At 48.1% G+C, this 3,728-nt stretch carries 5 protein-coding genes; all 5 read left to right on the top strand.

All coding sequences use genetic code 11. From position 1 onward, the window contains the following. Window positions 1-1,057, top strand: a 1,057-nt coding sequence (locus WBV75_RS01955) for a lipopolysaccharide biosynthesis protein (protein ID WP_424118974.1), incomplete at its 5' end; no start/stop codon positions are given. Further along, window positions 1,054-1,488, top strand: coding sequence for a dUTP diphosphatase (gene dut, locus WBV75_RS01960; protein ID WP_424118975.1), 435 nt, complete (start codon window positions 1,054-1,056; stop codon window positions 1,486-1,488). The genes WBV75_RS01955 and dut, both read left to right, overlap by 4 nt. Window positions 1,489-1,507: 19 nt before the next feature. Next, window positions 1,508-2,422 (top strand): tetratricopeptide repeat protein, encoded by a 915-nt coding sequence (locus tag WBV75_RS01965; RefSeq protein WP_424118976.1) that lies wholly within the window; start codon window positions 1,508-1,510, stop codon window positions 2,420-2,422. Beyond that, on the top strand, window positions 2,419-3,192 hold the full coding sequence (locus tag WBV75_RS01970; RefSeq protein WP_424118977.1) for a DUF4292 domain-containing protein: 774 nt from the start codon (window positions 2,419-2,421) through the stop codon (window positions 3,190-3,192). The genes WBV75_RS01965 and WBV75_RS01970 overlap by 4 nt, the downstream gene beginning before the upstream one ends. Beyond that, a partial coding sequence (locus tag WBV75_RS01975) for a murein hydrolase activator EnvC family protein (protein ID WP_424118978.1) occupies window positions 3,189-3,728 on the top strand: 540 nt, incomplete at its 3' end. The genes WBV75_RS01970 and WBV75_RS01975, both read left to right, overlap by 4 nt.

Raw genomic sequence — 3,728 nt, forward strand, 5'->3', positions numbered from 1 at the left:
CCTAAGAGCTACTGAGCAACCTGCGGTCTATGCAATAGTCAAAATTGCAAACATCTGTGTAAACCTGGGGTTTAACCTGTTCTTTTTACTCCTGCTCCCAAAATTGGCTGCAGGCGGGTCGGGAGGCGTTTGGGAAGCCTTATATCGCCCTGATTTTGAAGTGAATTACATCCTGATTTCCAATCTGATCGCCAGTGGGATCACCCTGTTGATTTTAAGCGGGAATTACTTTAAGATGCGCTTTGAGTTTGACAGGGCCCTTTTCAAACGCATGCTCAAATACGGCTTACCGGTAATGATTGCGGGGATTGCATTTACCATCAATGAAGTCTTCGACAAATATCTTCTGACTGAGTTGCTGCCGGTAGATATCGCAAAAGCTGAGATGGGAAAATACGCTGCCTGTTACCGGTTGGCAATGTTTATGACACTATTTGCCACGGCCTTCCGCCTCGGGATAGAACCTTTTTTCTTCAGCCATTCCAACTCGGAAAACCCCAGGAAAGCCTATGCCCAGATCACAAATTATTTTGTGGTCTTAGGGAGTGTAATTCTCCTGGGCGTGGTTGTTTTCGCAGATGTATTGAAAGTGCTTTTTGTACGTGACGAGGCGTATTGGGAGGCCATGGCCATTGTGCCGATAATACTGCTCGCCAGTTTTTTTCTGGGGATTTACCACAATTTATCCGTGTGGTATAAGGTGACGGACAGAACCCGTTATGGGGCGATTATTTCCATTGTGGGAGCAGTGGTCACCATCGCAATTAACTTCCTGTTTATTCCAAAATACAGCTATTTCGCTTCGGCCTGGGCTACACTTGCGGCCTACGCCACAATGGTATTGCTCTCCTTTTTTTGGGGCAGGAAGTACTACCCGGTTCCCTATAACCTGCGCAAGATCTTTTTCTACATGGGGATCTCCATTGGATTTTCAGTGCTTTCTTTCTATGTTTTTAATAGGAACCTCTATATCGGCCTGCTCTTACTTTTAGTATTTTTGGGGTTGTTATACCGATTGGAAAAGGAGGTATTAATAAAATTAATCCGGGGAAAATGAAAGTCAGAATAATCAATAAATCATCGAATGAACTCCCGTCTTATCAAACGGAAGCTTCGGCTGGGATGGACCTGAGGGCTGAGTTAAAGGAACCCGTTCAACTGGCCCCTCTCGAGCGGGCCGTCATAGGCACGGGGTTATATATGGAATTGCCCGCGGGCTTTGAGGCCCAGGTGCGCCCCAGGAGTGGTCTGGCGGCTAAAAAAGGGATCAGCGTGCTCAACAGCCCGGGGACTATTGATGCAGACTACAGAGGTGAGATTGGCGTAATTCTTGTAAACATATCTAATGAACCCGTGCGTATTGAGCCCGGGGAGCGGATTGCCCAGATGGTGATCAGCCGTTTTGAACAAGCGCATTGGGAAGAAGTAGAAGTGCTTTCACAAACCGATAGGGGAAGCGGGGGATTTGGGAGTACCGGAGTGCGCTAACACAAGGTGAAAACATAGGATGAAGGGTCAAAAATATTTTTGGGTGCTATTGCTGATGTTAGGGTCCGGAATGGCCCATGGGCAGGAGGAAGGAAATGCAGACCTGTTCACCGAATCCTATACAGACCAGTTTCAGGAGGCCTTTTTTGAGGCTTTGAAGCAAAAAGGGATTGAGAATTACGATCGCTCCGAGGCACTGATGCTCGAGGCGAAGAAGCTCGATCCGGACAATCCGGTTGTCGACTTTGAACTGGCGCGAATCCTGAATCTTGCTAAGGCTTACAGGCGGGCAACACCATACGCCCTGAGGGCTTTACAGTCTGACCCTTCGGAATACTGGTATCTGGACACCTTTATGAACGCGCTTAAACCACAGAGCATGAATCATGAAGCGTTTGCCTCGGACTTACCTTTGGAGGAGCCGGCATTGCGGTTGAATCTGGCGCGTTGGTATATCTCAGAAGGTCTGTACGACAAGGCAAAGGCCCAGCTCTCTCCCCTGTCTGGCCTTGAGGAAGCGAGGTGGATGGAGGAGGAGATCAGTGTTTTGGAATCTATAAAAGAACAACCGGTGACCGCGGGGCAGCATAAAGGGTCCGGGCCTTCCGAAGATCGTCGAACAGTTGCCTCCCTGGAGTCCCGAATGGAGGAACTAATCACATCGGAGAACTGGAAGGCACTGGAGGATGAAAGCGCCGAAGCCCTGGAGCTTTATCCTTTGCAGCCTTACTTTTACTACAGTCAGGGTTTGGCGGCTCTGCGACAGGGGCGACCAGAGGAAGCCCTGGAATTATTAAAGGAAGGAGAGGGCTTTATCCTGGAGCCTTCGGCGAATGCTCAAAAGATCTACAGAACGCTCATCGAGGCCTATAGCGCCCTGGGTACGCCTGAAAAGGGCAAGAAATACGAGGAGAAATTAAAATCGGGTTTGTGAGACAGAAGTGTATTTTTTACGCAATGGTGATTCTCCTGCTGGGTTTAAGCTCATGTGGGAGTACGCGAACGGTGGGTGGAGGAAGCGTAGATGAGCGTTTGTCGATTAAAAATGTCATCCGGAATCACGAAGCTGCCGGTCTTAAGTTCAGGACTTTGAGCGGGCGGCTTGGGATTGATTATTCCGACGGGGCAGAGTCGCAGCATGTGACGGTTTCCCTAAGGATGAAAAAAGATGAGGTCATTTGGCTGAGTGCCCCCCTGGGGGTCATCAAAGTACTCATTACGCCCGGGCGAGTATCTTTTTACAACAAATTGAGCAACGAGTACTTCGATGGCGATTATTCTTACCTCAGTGAGATTCTCGGTTCTGATGTTGACTTCAGTAAATTACAAAACCTGCTCATCGGGAAGTCGCTTATGGATTTGGAAGGGCGGAACTACAACCTTCGACACTCCTCTGATGCGTATGAAATACAGCCCAAAACTGCCTTGGAGCTCTATAAGTTTTTGATTAAAATTGAACCCCGGTACTTCCGGATGGCCTCTCAGGAGATGGCGCAACCGGCAATGAAACGGGTTATGGCGGTACGCTACACCAGTTATCAGGAGGTTCAGGGGCAGTTTTTGCCAGAGGCCGTGGAGATTGATGCCATCGAGGCCGATGCAAAGATTAGCATTGGGATTGATTATAAACAGGTTGAATTGAACAGGGAATTACGCTTCCCCTATAAAATACCGAAAGGTTTTAATCCGGTAGCCTTACAGTGAACAGTGGCAAAATCAATATTGGAACCCTGATTGGACTCCTGTTCCTCCTATGCCTTGGCCTGAGCGCCCAGGCGCAGACCGGGGAACAGAAGGCCCTGGAAGCGCGTAAAGAACAGCTTGAAAACGAAATACGGGAAATCAACAGGCTGCTTTTTGCACAAAGAGAACAAAAAGGGAGTGTGCTTGATCAAATGGAAGCCCTGAATCAAAAAATCAACAGGCAGCAGCAACTCATCCGTATCACGAACCAGCAGTCTAATTTGCTCAACCGCCAGATTAATGCAAATATCCGGCAAATCAGCAAGCTCAGGTCAGATCTGGAGACCTTGAAAGGGGATTATGCACAAATGATCCGCAAATCATACGAAAACCGGTCCCAACAAAACCGTTTGTTGTTCCTGATGTCATCGACGAGTTTTTTTCAGGCATTTAAGCGATTGCAGTATATGAAGCAGTATACGCAATTCCGAAAGAAACAAGGGGAGGAAATTGTAGAAAAGACCAAAGCCCTCAGTCTACTCAATACGGATTTAACC

It is taken from the genome of Robiginitalea sp., assembly GCF_049588695.1.
Lineage (GTDB): Bacteria > Bacteroidota > Bacteroidia > Flavobacteriales > Flavobacteriaceae > Robiginitalea.